The sequence below is a fragment of the Amphritea balenae genome, from assembly GCF_003858655.1.
Taxonomy (GTDB): Bacteria; Pseudomonadota; Gammaproteobacteria; order Pseudomonadales; family Balneatricaceae; genus Amphritea; species Amphritea balenae.
The window spans coordinates 130,315-147,134 of sequence record NZ_RQXV01000011.1 but is presented as its reverse complement, the minus strand read 5'-3'; the positions used below and the strand labels follow the sequence as shown (position 1 = coordinate 147,134).

At 48.0% G+C, this 16,820-nt stretch carries 11 protein-coding genes; 10 read left to right on the top strand and 1 reads right to left on the bottom strand.

The window, feature by feature from the left end; translation table 11 throughout:
* The 6 genes from EHS89_RS17535 to EHS89_RS17510 form a co-directional block, all read left to right on the top strand.
* Positions 1-3,689, top strand: a 3,689-nt coding sequence (locus EHS89_RS17535; RefSeq protein ID WP_211340365.1) for a putative Ig domain-containing protein, incomplete at its 5' end; no start/stop codon positions are given.
* 93 nt (positions 3,690-3,782) lie between these two features.
* Positions 3,783-5,249, top strand: a complete 1,467-nt coding sequence (locus EHS89_RS17530; RefSeq protein ID WP_124927469.1) for an efflux RND transporter periplasmic adaptor subunit — start codon at positions 3,783-3,785, stop codon at positions 5,247-5,249.
* Between the two features lies 1 nt (position 5,250).
* Positions 5,251-7,350: an HlyD family secretion protein gene (locus EHS89_RS17525; protein ID WP_124927468.1), complete on the top strand. Its 2,100-nt coding sequence runs from the start codon at positions 5,251-5,253 to the stop codon at positions 7,348-7,350.
* A 95-nt stretch (positions 7,351-7,445) separates the two neighbouring features.
* Positions 7,446-8,828, top strand: a complete 1,383-nt coding sequence (locus EHS89_RS17520; protein WP_170167539.1) for an ABC transporter substrate-binding protein — start codon at positions 7,446-7,448, stop codon at positions 8,826-8,828.
* A 3-nt stretch (positions 8,829-8,831) separates the two neighbouring features.
* The gene (locus EHS89_RS17515; protein ID WP_124927466.1) at positions 8,832-10,676 is read left to right on the top strand and encodes a diguanylate cyclase; all 1,845 of its coding nucleotides are present in this window, start codon (positions 8,832-8,834) and stop codon (positions 10,674-10,676) included.
* Between the two features lie 47 nt (positions 10,677-10,723).
* A complete protein-coding gene (locus tag EHS89_RS17510) occupies positions 10,724-11,734 on the top strand; it encodes a CobW family GTP-binding protein (protein ID WP_124927465.1) in 1,011 nt (336 codons plus the stop codon).
* Between the two features lie 43 nt (positions 11,735-11,777).
* Here EHS89_RS17510 and EHS89_RS17505 read toward each other — a convergent pair whose 3' ends face one another.
* Positions 11,778-12,299, bottom strand: a complete 522-nt coding sequence (locus EHS89_RS17505; RefSeq protein ID WP_124927464.1) for a MarR family winged helix-turn-helix transcriptional regulator — start codon at positions 12,297-12,299, stop codon at positions 11,778-11,780.
* A gap of 169 nt (positions 12,300-12,468) precedes the next feature.
* On the opposite strand from EHS89_RS17505, the gene EHS89_RS17500 reads away from it, so the two are divergent.
* The 4 genes from EHS89_RS17500 (at position 12,469) to EHS89_RS17485 (ending at position 16,762) form a co-directional block, all read left to right on the top strand.
* Positions 12,469-13,467, top strand: a complete 999-nt coding sequence (locus tag EHS89_RS17500; RefSeq protein ID WP_188885273.1) for an ABC transporter substrate-binding protein — start codon at positions 12,469-12,471, stop codon at positions 13,465-13,467.
* Between the two features lie 91 nt (positions 13,468-13,558).
* Positions 13,559-14,458, top strand: coding sequence for an ABC transporter permease (locus tag EHS89_RS17495; protein WP_124927463.1), 900 nt, complete (start codon positions 13,559-13,561; stop codon positions 14,456-14,458).
* Complete coding sequence (locus EHS89_RS17490) at positions 14,451-15,686, top strand: quaternary amine ABC transporter ATP-binding protein (RefSeq protein ID WP_124927462.1); 1,236 nt, start codon at positions 14,451-14,453, stop codon at positions 15,684-15,686. Before EHS89_RS17495 ends, EHS89_RS17490 begins: the two co-directional genes overlap by 8 nt.
* Positions 15,687-15,922: 236 nt before the next feature.
* The gene (locus EHS89_RS17485; RefSeq protein ID WP_124927461.1) at positions 15,923-16,762 is read left to right on the top strand and encodes a hypothetical protein; all 840 of its coding nucleotides are present in this window, start codon (positions 15,923-15,925) and stop codon (positions 16,760-16,762) included.
* Positions 16,763-16,820 lie beyond the last annotated feature (58 nt).

Sequence of the window (16,820 nt, the reverse complement as noted above, 5' to 3'; positions counted from 1 at the left end):
TTATCACGGGTGATCTGCCTGCGGATAGTTCTCAGAGTTCACCATACACCGTAACAGTGACTGCCGACGATGGTGAAGGGGGTGTCGTCACCGATACCTTCGACTGGACAGTTACTAACCCTGCACCGGTTGTTGATACTGAAATAGCGGATCAGGCTGGGGTTGATGGCGAAGCCTTCAGTCTGGATGTCAGCGGTAACTTCAGTGATGTCGATCCGGATACACTGAGCTACAGCGCCACCGGCCTTCCAGTTGGAATCACTATCGATGCCAATAGCGGTGTGATTAGCGGTACCATGCCGGGGGATGCCTCCGATAATCCTCCATACAGCATTACCGTTACGGTCGATGATGGCGAGGGTGGTACCGTCAGCGATACCTTTGAACTGACCGGTACTAATGCCCCACCGGTACTGGATCTGGCAATCGCCGATCAGGCGGATCAGGATGGTGATCTGATCACTGTGGATATCAGTGGCAGCTTCTCCGATCCGGATGGCGATACCCTGACCTACAGTGCCAGTGGTCTGCCTAACGGGTTGTCAATCGACAGCGCGACCGGTGAGATCAGCGGTACTCTGGCAGCCGATGCTTCGGTCGGCTCACCGCATACAGTGACTGTTTCTGTTACCGACGGTGGTTCTATCGTCAGCGACAGTTTCGAATGGACTGTCACTAACCCTGCACCGACTGTAGCGACTCCGATAGTGGATCAGGCTTCTGAAGATGCAGACGTGATTAGTCTGGATGTTGCAATTAACTTTGCCGATGTCGATAGCGATACACTGAGCTACAGTGCTACTGGTTTACCAACTGGCCTGACTATCGATAGTGCTACCGGCGAAATTAGCGGTACACTGGATAATTCAGCGTCTCAGGGTAGCCCGTATACTGTCTCTGTGACTGCAGATGACGGCCAGGGCGGAACCACAACTGATAGCTTTGACTGGACAATCACTAACCCTGCACCGCAGGTAGATGTGGTGATTGCAGATCAGGCGGATCAGGATGGCGACAGTATCAATCTGGATATCAGTGGCCACTTCAGTGATGTCGATACAGATGACCTGAGCTTCAGCGCCAGTGGTCTGCCAACGGGTCTCACTATGGCCAGCAACGGTGTTATCAGCGGTGACTTGCCAGCTGATAGCTCTCAGGGTGGTACCGGTGGTGTTTATAGCATTACCGTTACTGCAGATGACGGTGAAGGTGGTGTGGTCAGCGATACTTTCGACTGGACCATCACCAACCCGGCACCTGTGGTCGCAACACCGATTGCCGATCAGACTGCTCTGGATGGTGATGTGATTAGCCTGGATGTCAGCACTAACTTTGCTGATGTTGATGCTGATAGCCTGACCTACAGTGCAACCGGCATGCCTGCTGGCTTCACTATTGATGCCAATACGGGTGTCATTAGCGGAACCCTGGCGGAAGATGCATCTGTAAATCCTCCATACAGCATTACAGTGACTGTGGATGACAGTGAGGGCGGTATCACCAGTGACACCTTCCTGCTGACTGTTAATGATGTGCCTCCAGCTCCGGCAATCCTGGACCTGAATGCACCATCTGATAGTGGTGTATCTGATACCGATGATATTACTTACGATAATACCCCTTCTATGCGGGCTACTCTGGTAACAAGCGGCGCTGATCGTGCGGAAGAGACCGATGTATTACGGGTATTTAATGCTGCCGGAGATGAGCTGCATAGCCAGACTCTGACCAGTACTGATATCAGCAACGGTTATGTCGATCTGACGCTATCGGATTTAGGCGCGGACGGTGACAAGGATCTTCACACTACGATTACTGATGTTAATAGCAATGTCAGTATCGATGGTCCGGTGTTCAGCTTCGAACTGGATACAGTTGTAGCGCCGCCGGTAGTGAGTCTGGCAGGTGATAGTGGTGTTTCCGGTAGCGATCTGATCACCAACGATCCAGCTCTGAGTATCAGCGGTGTTGAAACTGATGCGCTGGTTGAATATAGCACCGACGGTGTTAGCTGGAGTTCTACAGAAGTAACACCTGTAGAAGGACTGAATAGTATTCAGGTTCGTCAGACAGATATTGCCGGAAACGTGAGTGAGTCCACAGAGCTGGTCTTTACTCTGGACACTGCGGCGCCTAGCGTAACTATTACGACTGATGCCACAGCCCGTTTGATGCAGAATGATACAGCGACTCTGACCTTTACCTTTAGTGAGGTGCCGGGAGAGTTTACTGCTGCGGATGTCGAGCTTGAGTCGGGTCGAATTAATAACCTGCAGGCAACCACAGATCCGTTAGTGTGGACAGCAACCTATATACCAGCGGTGGATGTAACTGATACCAGCCTTGATATCAGAGTGGCTAACGCCAGCTTTACTGATATTGCGGGTAATGACGGCCTTGGCGATGCTATTACTCTGGATATTGATACATCAGTTCCGGATAAAGCAATAATCGATATGAGCCTTGTTGCTCCTGGTGAGAAGCCTGTTATTACCGGACAAGTAGATCTGGAAGCTGGCAGTACTTTCAAAGTCTTTGTTAATGGCCAGGAATATACAGAAGGTGATGGTCAACTGGTTGTTGAAGGCAATCGCTGGACACTGACTCTGGAGGAGGATCTACAGGTAGGTATCTATAGCGTCATTGCTGAGGTAACCAACAGCGTTGGTAATAAGTCAGTGACTACTGATAATCGTGGTCTGGTGATCGGTGTTGAATCAGTACCTGTTACTGAGGCGAAAACCGGTGCGCCTGACACTATTCAGGATGAAACTGACATCGCCTCAACCTGGCCTGATGAAGGTATCGCCTTTGATATTATCAACGGTACCTTGTTCGATCTGACGATGTCTGAAGTTGAACGCAGTGCTGATCCGTTGGCTCAAGCTGCGCCGTTAAGCAATACGCTGGGCTCTGTTGATAGCACACCGAATGCAACTGGCAGCAGCGCTGCAGGCATTGCATCAGGTAACGCTGGAGTTGATGCCGGACATGCTCAGACCGAAGGTACTAGTCGTACCAGCGCGACTGTAGCGGGTCTTAATAGCGGCGAAACTGCTGATAATCAGGGCGCCGATACTGATACTCTCAGTGTCATTAGAGAATCTGTTCTGCCTGAGGTTGATCGTCTGACCAGTGAGCAGGGCTTCCCGGTTGCTCTGTTTGAGTATGGTGATCGTTCTCCGGAATATTACAGTGGTCCAGAAGATGATCTGTTCTTCATCTATCAGGGTATTGATGATGTACCGGTTAACCATACCGCCAGACTGTTTGAGTTTGAGATTGAAAGCGATGCTTTCGCTCATACCCGTGCCAGTGCAGTAGTACAGCTGGAAGCACGACAGTCCAATGGTAATGCATTGCCTGACTGGTTGATCTTTGATGATAAAGAGGGTCTGTTCCAGGCAATTCCTCCGAAAGGATTCGATGGCATCATTGAAGTCTTGATTCTGGCAACTGATGATTCTGGTCGGCAGGTTAAGACTACCTTCCGGGTAGTGATCAAAGAGGCTCTGACTGACGAGGAGTTCCGCGAGAAGCTGGATGAGCATGAAACTGCTGCAACTGATGATGATCTCTGGAAACAGGGCCTGAGCGAAGAGATGAAGCTGGCCAATGACTGGGGAGATGAGGAGCAGCGGGATAAAATCATTCAATTAGCCAAGGAGATGGCCGCTAAGAAAGTATAAGGAACTTAAAATGGGTAACCCTGAATACTGCTGCACTGCAAAGTGTAGCAGTATAGGGTGTATCTAAAGCTTGATTTTATTTAGAGGCTATCTGTGACTGCATCTGTCCAAAAACCCAGGGTAGGGTTGGAACCACTGGCGGCGATACTCAATCTTTCTCGTCGTGTCCGCCATGCAAAAACTGCCAGTGAACGAGCGTTTATTCTGGTTAATGAAACATATCAGTTGGTGAAATATCGCCAGGCGGCTTTGTGGCTGCAGACGGAGGGCGTTTTTTCTCTGTCTGGTGTCGGTGCGCCTGATCATAACTCTGCGTATGTGCAATGGTTGGGACAGCTAGGAGATGAGATCTGGACCCGGGGATTAGATAAGCCCGCGCTGATCAATCCAGCGGCGATGCCCGAGCATATCGCTTCACACTGGAAGGAATGGTTGCCGGAGTACGGCGCCTGGATTCCCCTTAAAGGTGCTAATGGCGAGCTGTTAGGTGGCCTGATACTGGCGCGGGAAACCAAGTGGCAGGAAAATGAAATTATCTTCGCCAACGAGTGGGCTGATGTCTGGGGTTACACCTGGCATAAACGCTACGTACCAACTCGTCGGGGGTTTCTACGTAGTTTATTTGGCTCTGTTGCTCCGGGCAACTTGTCAGACAAAACCGGGCAGGGAAATGAGCCTCAGCTACCTATGCTGCAACGTGTTGGGCATGCACTGAGTCCAAAACAGTTGGTCAGTGGTGTTAAACGATTATGGCGCCTGCCCCGTAACCGGATAATTCTGGCTGCGCTTATTATTCTGATGATCCCTATCCGCATCTCGGTATTGGCACCGGGAGAACTGGTACCGGCAAATCCGGCAGTTATCCGTTCACCGTTGGATGGTGTCGTCGATAAAGTGTTGATTCAACCGAATCAGCAGGTGAGCAGTGGCGAAGCCTTGTTTGAACTGGATAAAACCCGGATTCAGGCGCAACTGGATGTGGCTGAACAGACCCTGGCCAAAGTGCAGGCTGAATATCGTCAGCAAGCACAACAGGCGCTGTTTGATCCTAAGAGTAAGGGGCAGCTGGCGTTGGTTCAGGGCTCTATTGCAGAGAAACAGGCTGAGGTCGCTTATCTGCGGCATCAGGTAAGTATTGCTACTGTAATGGCGCCGTTAGACGGCATTATTCTGTTTGATGCACCTTCTGAATGGATTGGTCGTCCGGTTGTTACTGGCGAGCGTATGGCGGTTGTCACTGAGGAGCGAGAGGTAGAAATTGAGGCCTGGTTGGCGCCGGGTGATGCGATTGATCTACCGGAGGAAGCTGCCGTAACACTGTTCCTGAATGCTAACCCACTTTCACCGGTAGATGCCCGGGTTAAATATATTACCCATGGGGCACAACAGCGACCTGATGGCACCTATGCCTATCGGGTGCGTGCAGTATTGAACGAGGACAGTGTTTCTGCCCGCGTCGGTCTTAAAGGTACGGTGAAAATGTCAGGTAGTCGGGTACCGTTATTTTACTGGATACTGCGTCGTCCGCTTGCGATGGCCCGACAGATGATCGGAGTCTGATATGGCGTTACCTCCATTACGTGATGATTTGTCGATCCATCAGGCACCGGCAGCAACCGATGGTTCGCCTACCTGGAGCCTGCATGATCCGACCCGGAGTAAGTTTTTTCGTATCGACTGGGCAACGTTTCTTATTATCTCTAACTGGGAGTTAGGTGACCCAGAGCTGATCTGTGCCGCTATTCAGAAGCATGCGCCACTGGATATTGTGCCTGATGATATTGATAAAGTTATTGAGTTTCTTGCCGCTCAGGAACTGATTCAATGCGTATCAGCAACTGATTCAGCCCGTCTGACTGAAGCGGTTGATCGCCAGCAACAGGTCTGGTGGAAGTGGCTGCTGCATCATTATCTGTTTTTCCGTTTACCATTATTCCGGCCTAACGACTTTCTGCAGCATATGCTGCCCGCCGTTGAAATTTTTTACTCTAAAGCGTTTCGAATTATCACCCTGATCGCTTTTGTGATGGGCTTGTTTGGTATTAGTCGACAGTGGTCAGAGTTTTCTACCACGCTGGTGGATACTTTCACATGGGATGGCCTGACCAGCTATATGATTACGCTGGTGCTGGTGAAAGTTTTACATGAGTTTGGTCATGCCTTTACCGCCAAACGTTATGGTTGCAACGTACCGACTATGGGGGTGGCGTTTCTGGTGATGTTCCCCGTCGCTTATACCGACGTGAATGATGGCTGGAAACTTGAGAATCGTTTCCATCGGCTAGCCATTGGTGCTGGTGGTATAGCGGTCGAATTGGCCCTGGCATCCTGGGCACTGTTGATGTGGAGCTTACTGCCTGAAGGTAACCTGCGCGATTCAGCGTTCTTCATTGCTACTACCAGTATCATCTCCTCGATATTGATTAACGCCAGCCCGTTTCTTCGTTTCGATGGCTATTTTCTGCTGAGCGACTGGCTTAATGTCGCTAATCTGCATAATCGTGCCGGGGCGTTAGCAAAATGGCGCATGCGCGAGTGGTTATTTGATCTGGGCGATATGAAGCCGGAAGTGTTCTCGAAAGAGCGGGAACGCTTTATGACCTGGTTTGCGTTTATAACCTGGCTGTACCGTTTGGTACTGTTCCTGGGTATCGCTGTGATGGTGTATGAGTTTTTCTTTAAGGCACTGGGTATTATTCTGTTCGTGGTGGAACTGCTCTGGTTTATCGCGTTCCCGGTGTTTAAAGAACTGAAAGAGTGGTATCTGCGTTGGCCTGAAATTCGACAGCGGCGCCGGCATATCCGTTCGATGATTATGTTAGTGATATTGATAATTGTCGGATTTTTGCCACTCAATTTCCGTATAAATGGTCAGGCGGTATTGGAACCGGTTAATTCCTTTACTTTGTATGCGCCGGCTCCCGCTCAGTTAATGGCTGAACTGCCGCCTTCCGGCAGTGAGTTGGCCGCAGGTGATCTGTTACTTAAATTACAGTCTCCGGTGTTGGAACAGCGTGAACTGTTGACCATCGCGGAGTTAACAACGGTGGCCTGGCAGCGTCAGGCGGCGGCACTGGATATGCAGATGCGACCTCAGTTGCCGTTATTTGAGAAACAGTTGGCAGAGGTGAATTCTAAGCTCAATGGTATTCGTCAGGAGAAAAAACTACTTAAGCCGGTTGCGCCTTTTACCGGTCAGTTGGTTGATCCAATGCCTGACTTGCGCGTGGGCGACTGGATTCAAAAAGATGCCGCGATTGCGACCCTGATTGATCCTGCCCATTGGCAGGTAGAAACCTATCTTGGGGAGAGTGATATCTCCCGGATTAAGCAGGGGGACAGTGCCCTTTTCTATGCTGAAACACCGGGTAGTGATCCGCTTGTTCTTAAAGTGGTTAATATCGATCGCGATAGCAGCCGGGTATTGCAAGAACCTATGCTGGCATCAGTGAATGGAGGTTCTATTTCGGTACGGCCTCAGAAAGAAACCCTGATACCTGAACAGGCAATATACCGGGTTGTTTTGTCGGTGGAGAATCCTGAAACAGAATTGGTTCAGGTGCAGCGTGGACAGGTGATGATCAGTGGTGAAGCGGAGAGTGTGCTTGGCTATTATCTGACCACGGCATTGTCTGTTTTGATTCGTGAATCTTCATGGTGAGTATAAAGTTGTAGCTTTAACTGAGAAAATGATTATTCTGAATTAAAGTCTGGATTCAGATCAGGGATGATCGGCTGCTTAGGGGGCGGGCATCCTTGGTTAGATTCATTCCATTTCTATTGCGTTTTTTCTTTCCGCTGCTGCTGATTGTCGCAGTGTTACTGTTTATTCTGTTGTTCTACAAGGACAATGGACACCGTACTATTTCGTTTGTCGAGCCACCTAAAACAGCCTCAATAACTATCCTCTGGGCTGAGTGGAAACCTGCAGATTATCTACAAATCCTCGCCCATGACTTTACCCGTGAAACAGGCATAGAAGTAACCGTTGTGCAACGTTCCTGGTCTGACTGGCAACAGCATTTTATCAGTGAAATGGAGCAGAAAAGTAAGCGGTATGATTTGGTTATAGGTGATTCTCAGTGGCTGGGATATGGTGCCAGAAATGGTCACTATATTGATTTAACAAAGTGGATTGCCAAGCAACAGATAGAAGCTCAGTTCGTGCCTACTGCGATGCAAGGCTATGCCGAATACCCGAAAGGCAGTCAGCGCTATTGGGCTATCCCGGCTGAGGGAGATGCAATGGGCTTTGCGTATCGCAAAGACCTGTTTGAAGACCCACATGAGCAGCGGTTATTTCAACAACGCTATGGTTACCCTCTAAAAGTGCCGGAAACATGGCAGCAACTCAGCGATATCGCTCAGCATTTCTACCGCCCGGATCAGCATTTGTGGGGCATTATGAACTGGGTTGAACCTAACTATGATGGCCTGACTATGGCCTTGCAGTCAGTCTTATGGGCCTGGGGGGCAGAGCTGGGAAATCAACAAAATCATGAAGTTGTTGGTGTCCTGAATACACCGGAGGCGGCAGAGGCCCTGCGGTTTTATAAGCAGTTAACAAGTTACACAAATCCGGCCTGGAAAGAGTATTACCTTGATACCGATAAAAGCCATAATCAACCCCTGATCAGTGGTGAAGCCGCGATGGCGATGGTCTACTTTGCCATCACTCCTGAACTGCTTAATCCGGTCACTAATCCCTACGCTGATAAGATCGGTTTTTTTCCGACTCCAGCCGGGCCTGCCGGTCGGGCAACATCCCTGGGTGGGCAAGGACTCTCACTGATCAGTTATTCGAAGAAAAAAGAGTATGCGCTAGCGTTTCTTGAATGGTTTGTTCAACAGGAAACCCAACAGAAGTGGTCAGACCTGGGTGGCCTGAGTTGTCATGTGAAAATTCTGAACTCAGAATCTTTTCTACAGGCGTCTCCTATGCATCCTGCATTTAGTGAATCCTTTGGTTTTGTACAAGATTTCTGGGCAGTACCGGAATATGCTCAATTGCTGGACTTGTCACAACAACATTGGGATGAATACCTGAATACAGACCAGCTGACAGCAGAACAGAGTCTGGACCGATTGGCTCAGCAGTGGGATAAAGTATTCGAATACGGTGGTTACTACAAAGAGTAGATCATGAACCGAATCAGTCTTAAATGGGAATTAATGCTGCTTTGTATATTGTTGGTGAGCCTGCCAACAGTGCTGATGGGTGTGATTGGGTATTATACCTACCAGGAGTTTGCAGAAAATGAGCTTGAGAGCCGGTTGCAGGATCAGGCTCTGGATGTTCGCGCTCAGGCAGCAGACTATATTTCTCAGAACCAGCGGGTGCTCAGACGTGAGGAAGCACTGGTTATAAAGCGTATAGAATCAATTGCACTGACAATGCGTGAGGTGATCACGACCCTGCCGATTTCTGACTATCAGACTCTACAGAGAAAACAGGAACATAAACTGTTTGATCAGTTGAAAATGATGCGTATAAATCGCAGTGGCCATGTTTTTCTATTAGATCCATCTTTAAAACCGGTATGGAATCAGGCTTTTCTAACCAATGCTACAGATAGCAGTATTTCAGATAGTTTTTATAGTCGTATACAGGCGGCACTACCGCGCTTGAAAAAAGGTGAAGTCATTACTATTCGATATCCCTGGATACAGCAGCGTTCGGGTTATGTGAATCGTTTTACTTCTCTGGCGTACGCACCTAACTGGAATATGGTAATAGGGGTTACCATAAATGAAACGGACTTTCGAAGTTCTGATCTGGAGGGCATGCTGCAGGCTGAATTTAAGCAGCGTTTATCAGAGCAGAGTATCGGTGAACAAGGCTATATCTGGGTACTGAACAGTGAAGGTCGTTATATTCTCTCCAGGGGTAACCTAAGAAATGGTGAGGATATGCTGGATGTGGTGGACAGTCAGGGGGTGGCTATCGTTCGGCATATGGTGTCTGCCGGTAAGGAACATGAAAATGGTACGCCCGGTATGATCTATTACCATTGGCGTGGTCTCGGAGATAGGGTTTCTCAGCCTAAAGCAGCTGCTGTGACCTATGTATCCGAATGGGATTGGATTGTGGGAACCAGTGCAAACCTGAATGAGTTTTATGCCGGGTTGCAGGAAATTCGACAGCAGATAGTTATCGTTTGTGTTTTTTTTATTATAAGTGGTTCATTTTTGGCCTATATGTTTGCCCGAAAAATTACCCAGCCGGTGTTGCACTTGAAAGGACTTGCGAGCCGGGCCGCAATGGGAGACCTCAATGTTGATGTTGATGAGAGATTAATTTCACAACCGACAGAGATAGGCTCACTGGCTCGGGCGTTTGCGCTGATGATAGTTAGTTTGAGACGGCTGGTTGCACAAAAAGAGAAGAACGGACGTATTCTGGAAAAGCAGAATTCTGAGCTGAATGATTCTCAAAATAAGCTTGAGTTGGCACTGGCAGAGCTGGAGCTTGAAAAACAAAAGTTTCATGCCCAGGCGATAACTGATCCATTAACCGGACTGATGAACCGACGAGGCTTTGCGCTTTCAGGCAATAAAGAGTGGAAGCTATTTAAGCGTAATGAACAACCGTTAACAGTTGTTATGATCGATATCGATCACTTTAAGAAGATAAATGATCAGTTTGGTCATGCGATAGGCGATATGGTTTTAAGCAAGCTCTCAAAGCTACTGTCAGAGCAGATGCGTGAATCAGATCTGATCGCGAGGATCGGCGGTGAAGAGTTCGCTATGATCATAAATTTACCGGTAGGCTTGGCAAAGCAAGGGTTGGAGCGTTTACGAAAGCTGGTGGAAGAAACTTCAGTATCTGTGTCAGCTGAGCAGATTCAATTTACTATCAGTATCGGAGCCATTCAGGCAGGAGAACAATATATAGATTTGAATGCTGCGTTAGATGCAGCAGATACCTGTCTCTATGCTGCTAAGCAAAGTGGTCGTAACTGCGTGGTAACCGGTGACGAATAAATAGTAATTTGTTATATTATAACAAATTATTTAGCAGTAGATTTTCTATGTCCACTCAGTTCAGTCAGATCCCCGTTAATATCATTACCGGCTTTTTAGGGGTAGGTAAAACCACGGCTATTCAATACCTGTTACAGAATAAACCTGACACAGAGCGCTGGGCTGTACTGGTGAATGAGTTCGGAGAGATCGGCATCGATGCGGGTCTGATGAGCAATGAAGAAAAATCCGGTGGCGTGTTTATGAAAGAAGTGCCGGGTGGTTGCATGTGCTGCACTGCGGGGTTGCCGATGCAGATCGCATTGAATCAGTTAATCCGTCAGGCTAAGCCAGACCGCCTGATTATTGAGCCGACAGGCCTTGGGCATCCGCTAGAAGTCATTCGTGCATTACAGCAGCCTGAGTACGCCGGTGTTCTGGATCTCTGTACCACAGTTACGCTGGTTGATGCCCGTAAGTTAGAAGATCCACGTTATACCGGACATGAAACTTTTAATCAGCAGATTATGATTGCTGATCTGGTAGTCGCCCATAAAACCGATCTCTATCAGGGGATTGAAGCTAAGCGGTTATCTGAATACCTGGATACGCTGACGAGTGATGCTGCTGTCGTGAGCTGTAGTAACGGTCAGCTAGAGCCCGAGTGGCTGATTCCTTCTTCCAGGCATAAAACAGACATCAGTACTGTGACAAATGAGGGTCAGGAAGGCCACAGCCATCAGGCTACTATCTCAGAGCCCGATTGCCTGCCTGAGTGCGGTTATCTGCGAAAGGATAATCAAGGTGAAGGTTATTGCAGTAGCGGCTGGGTTTTCAGCCCGGAATTTGAATTCAGTTATAACGCTATAGAAAGCCTGTTTATGGGGCTGGATGTTGAACGGCTGAAGGCGGTAATGATTAGTGATGAAGGTATTTTCGCCTTCAACCTGGCCGATTCTGTACTTAAGGTACAAGCGCTGGATGAAGTGATGGATAGCCGTATTGAAGTGATCGGCCAGAACCCGGATAACTGGCGGGATCTGGAAGTTCAGTTACTGAAGCACAGCATTCGGCTCTGAATTATTAGTTCTGAATCCGGATTCTGAGTCCGGACCTGACATTCTACTTTAAAATCTCATTCTGCTTTTCTTTGGTGTTGCAGGGCTGATTTGACGGTGCAGCAATATCCAGTAGCGGTGCGGCATCAAGGCCTTCAGCATTCATCATGCTGGCGATATGTTGCAGTGATGACAGGATCTGAGTTTGTTCCCAGTTCTCCAGATTGTCCAGACGGTCAAGAAAAGCTTCATGTAACAAGGGTGGGGCGCTTTCCAGTACTGTATCTCCTTCGGGGGTCAGGCGTGCATTCACTATTCTTCGGTCACTGGTACTGCGTACCCGTTCTACCAGTTTCCGGTCTTCCAGTCGGTTTAGAATAGTAGTTACAGTTGCCTGACTCAGAGACACTTCATCCGATAATCTTTTTACGGTTACGTCACCCAGGGTTTTAATTGAGCGTAGCACCATTACCTGAGGGATTGTCAGACTGCAGGCTTTTACAACACGTTTAGACTGCAAATCAGTTGCCCTAATAATACGTCGCAGGGAGATAAGTATTTCTTGCCAGTATGGTGTGTTATTCATATTTGATATCAGTTAGTTACTTCAGCCGGGATTAAGTTAGCTTAATCTAAAATATTAGTGCTGTAATAGTTTGAACTCTAAATATTAGGGCTGTAAGATGATTAGATCAACGTTAAAAAATTAAAAATTAAAAAAATTCCTAAGAAGGACTGGAGGCAACATGAAGCGAATGGCTAAAACAGCATTATTTGCTGCGGCACCGTTTATACTGGCGAGCTCTTTTACGCAAGCGGCTGATGATTGTGGCAAAGTAACCATTGCCGATATGAACTGGAGTTCAGCCACTCTGATTGCTAACGTCGACCGTTTTATTCTGGAACACGGCTATGGTTGTGAAGCTGAACTGGTGCCTGGCGATACAATGCCGACTGGTACATCCATGATCGAAAAAGGTGAACCGGATGTAGCGCCTGAAATGTGGAGTAACTCCATGAAGGATGCGCTGGATAAAGGTGTTGCTGAGAAGCGCCTGCGCTATGCCGGTAATTCCCTGTCTGATGGTGGTGAAGAGGGTTTCTGGGTGCCAGAGTTTCTGGTTAATAAGTATCCTGAACTGGCCACCATCGAAGGTGTAAAGAAGCATGCCAAGCTGTTTACCCATCCTGAAGATCCAGACCGCTTTGCTTTCTACGGCTGTCCAGCTGGCTGGAACTGCCAGATCTCAGCGGGTAACCTGTTTAATGCGATGAATCTGGAAGATTCTGGTTTTGAGATGATCGATCCTGGTTCAGGTGCAGGCCTGGCGGGTTCTATCGCTAAAGCCTTCACCCGTGAAGAAGCCTGGTTTGGTTATTACTGGGCGCCAACAGCGGTTCTGGGTAAGTACAAAATGGTGAAAGTGGACTTCGGTTCAGGTGTTGATAAGGAAGAATTCGTTAACTGTACTTCGTCTGAAGACTGTGAAAATCCAAAGCCAACTATGTACCCGCCTTCAGTCGTACAGACAGTAACGACTGAAACCTTTGCTGCAAAGTCGCCAACCGCATATGACTATGTAGCGAATCGTTCATTTACCAATAATCAGATGAATGGTCTGCTGGCCTGGATGGAAGATAATCAGGCCGACGGTGAAGTTGCTGCGGAGCATTTCCTGACAGAGTATGAATCAAGCTGGACTGCCTGGGTTAGCCCTGAAGTAGCAGCGAAAGTTAAAGCTGCATTGCAGTGAGTTTAGTTTACACAGCCTGATCAACAGCCCGGTTACCCTTTGGTAATCGGGCTTTGTTGTTATTAACAGGGTTGTTTGAAAGAGGTGTTGTATGGCTGAAACAAGCTGGTTGAGTGAGATTCCTCAGCTGAGCCGGGGTGAGTTGCGGGATATTCGTAAAGGGCTCGATGGTATCTACCGGGATTTCTCCCGGGAGTATGGTGAAACAATTGAAGCGCTGTTTGATCCGCTGCTTGCGTTTCTGGTGTGGTTTGAAAAATTGCTACTGGCGACGCCATGGTTTTTAGTTATCGCCGTTATTGCAGCCCTGGCGTGGATGGCCAGCCGCTCCTGGAAGCTTGTTCTGGGGGTCGTGGTTTCATTCTTTATGATCGGCTACTTCGGTATGTGGGACGATACCATGCGCACCATGAGTATCATTCTGGTTTGTACCATGATGGCCATAGCGCTCGGGGTACCCATAGGTATTGCGATGGCCCGGTCTGACCGGATTCAGTCAACGGTCACACCGATGCTCGATATTATGCAGACCATGCCGGCGTTCGTGTATTTGATACCAGTGGTTATGTTACTGGGTATCGGTAAAATTCCGGGTGTTATTGCGGTAATTATCTATGCTATACCGCCGGTCATACGTCTGACTAACTTAGGTATAAGGCTGGTCGATAAAGATGTACTTGAAGCCGCCACGGCCTATGGTGCCAGTCCGATACAGCGATTGATGGGGGTTCAGTTACCTTTGGCGATGCCGACAATTATGGCCGGTATTAACCAGACCATTATGATGGCCTTGTCGATGGTAGTAATCGCCTCGATGATCGGTGTTAAAGGTTTGGGTCAGCCGGTACTGAAATCTATCACAAATCAGTATTTCACCCTGGGTCTGTTGAACGGTCTGGCGATTGTTGCGCTGGCTATTATCTTTGACCGGGTATCGCAGGCGTATGCGAAACGCAGTCAGCAACATATGGAGGGTCTGGACAATGGCTGAAGCAGCTAAAGAAGCAGAAACTCTGATTCGGATTGAAGGGCTGTATAAGCTGTTTGGTAATAATCCGCAAAAGCATATGCCGCTGGTACATCAGGGCAAGAGTAAAGATGAGATCCTGGCGGCCACAGGCCACACTCTGGGTCTGAAAGATATCAATATGACGATCAACAAGGGTGAAATCTTCGTGATCATGGGTTTGTCCGGTTCGGGCAAATCCACCCTGATTCGTCATTTCAACCGTCTGATCGATCCTACTGAAGGGGTGATTGAGGTTGAAGGCACCGATGTTATGCAGTTGGGTGAAAAGTCGCTGCAGAACTTCCGCCGTCATAAAATGTCGATGGTTTTCCAGCGCTTTGGTTTGTTACCCCATAAAACCGTTGTGGATAACGTGGCTTATGGCTTATCTATTCAGGGTGTAAGCAAAAGCGAAGGCCTGGATAAAGCTAAAGAGTGGCTGGAAACCGTAGGGCTGGCGGGATACGAAGATCAGTATCCAGCGCAGTTGTCCGGTGGTCAGCAGCAGCGGGTCGGTCTGGCTCGTGCACTTTGTACCGATGCAGAAATTCTGTTGATGGATGAAGCCTTCTCCGCGCTCGATCCCCTGATTCGCTCTGAGATGCAGGATCAGCTGATTGAACTGCAGGAAAAACTGCATAAGACCATTATCTTTATCACCCACGATCTGGATGAAGCACTGCGTATCGGTGACCGGATTGCGATCCTGAAAGATGGCGAAATGGTTCAGCAGGGTGAGCCGGAAGATATCCTGCTTAATCCAGCGACTGATTATGTAGAAGCCTTTGTTCGTGACGTAAACCGTGCCCGTGCTCTGACGGTTGAAACAGTAATGAAAGATCCGGCCTATCGGATCACTGCTGATACCATTGAAGAAGCGCTAAAGCAGATGAAGGGCTTCAAAGAGGATTACGGTTATTACATCAATGATGAAGGTTATCAGGGGGTTGTTACCGAAGAAGCGCTGCAGGAAGCTTATGACGAAGATAATAATGCAGAGATGACCGCTGAATGCTGTGAAGATCTGGATCCGATATCGCCGGATGCGGTACTGGAGACAGTAATTCCGGATACTCTGGAGTCTGAATACTCGCTACCCGTGGTAGACGACGATGGTCAAATGACCGGTCGGCTTTCAAGAAGTACCCTGGCAGAAGTTCTCGGAAACGAGGAAAAACCTGATGCAGAGGAGCAACAAAAGGCTTCTTAAAGGCAGTGGCTAGAACGGAGTCTTCAGCTCTGTTGCAAGTTAGCCAGACGGAAACTTTTTGTTCTAGATGAACGCTGATGAAAACCGCCTTTAGGCGGTTTTTTTATGATCTCTAATTTTGGAATGCCTTCTGAAATAAAAACTACTCATTTGCTTTGGGTAGTCTCATAGTTGCGTGTCCCCGGTTATTGGTGTCACTATCATTTTTAGCTGTAAATTTGACAAGGGATTTGGGAATGGCGCAGAAGAAAGTAAGTGAGAAAGTTAAGGATCAGGAATCAACAGCTTCGGTAGAACAATCTGAGTGCTTTATTATCATGCCGATCGCAGACCGGGATGGATATGAAACAGGTCATTTTAAGCGGGTGTATGATTGGATCGTTAAACCCGCATGTGAGAAAGCCGGATATAAGCCCGTTCGGGCGGATGATGTATCCTCGTCGCACTTTATCGTAGCAGATATATTGAAGAGGATTGTTGAAGCCCCGATGGCGATCTGCGATATCAGCAGCCTTAATGCCAACGTGATGTTTGAGCTTGGTATTCGTCAGGCTTTTGGTAAACCGGTTGCGCTGATTAAAGATGAAAAAACGAGTAGTGTGTTTGATATTAGCGGTTTGAGGTATAGCGAATATTCCTCTGGTATGCGTGCTGATTTGGTTGAGAAGAATGTTGAGCTGCTTTCTGACATGATTTGTGAGACACGCGATGATTTAGGGAGCATCACTAGTCTAATGTCTTTGGTTGATATTGATGCGGCAGTGTTACCTAAACGAACAGAAGTGTCAGAAGATTCGAAGTTGATACTCCAGGAGATTCATAATTTATCTAGAAGAATAGGCCGAATTGAAGGACCAAACGACGGTTATAAATCGGGGGCACTGGATGCCTTAATGAGATCTAAGAGAAATAGAGTGTTACACAATATTATTGACAAAAGTGATGATAGTAGCTTTGAAGGTGCGAATTTAGAAAGTCTGGATTATTATATCTCGGAAGTAGGTTTTGTTGATGAAAATGGGAAAACTGTTATGAAACCTTCTAAAAAGTCAGTTAAGGTAAGAGACGTTGGTTAGGATTTTTTGCAGTATGAAGTTGGGCCCGCCTAGAGCGGGCTTTTTTGTACCTGCAGTT